Consider the following 380-nt stretch of genomic DNA (forward strand, 5'->3'; position numbering starts at 1 on the left):
CACTTATAAGGATTTTTGGGCAGAAACGGTCAGAGAGGAAGCTCCGTGGTCTCCTTGTGTATCTTGAGGACGACCATGGTATGGGTTGCCACTACGCCGTCGATCTCACCGATGGTGTCGAGAAACTCGTTGAGCTCGTCGCTCCCGCCGGTTCGGATTTTGACCAGCATGTCGTAGTCGCCGGTGGTTTCATAGATTTCGACTATCTCCGGGTACTGCGTAAGCTCCTGGGCGACGTGGGAATACTTGCCGGCCTTGGACTTTATGAGTATAAACGCGAGAATCCTGAAGCCGAGAGAATCGGGGTCGAGAATGACGGTGAATTTCTTTATGATGCCTTTCTCTTTCAGCTTCTTTATCCTCTCGTAAACGGTCGATTC

Annotated in this window: 1 protein-coding gene; it reads right to left on the reverse strand. The window is 51.1% G+C overall.

The window, feature by feature from the left end; genetic code table 11:
- Positions 1-29: 29 nt before the first annotated feature.
- Positions 30-380, reverse strand: a 351-nt coding sequence (locus E3E29_RS11580; protein WP_167911125.1) for an Lrp/AsnC family transcriptional regulator, incomplete at its 5' end; no start/stop codon positions are given.

The organism is Thermococcus sp. Bubb.Bath, assembly GCF_012027595.1.
GTDB lineage: Archaea > Methanobacteriota_B > Thermococci > Thermococcales > Thermococcaceae > Thermococcus.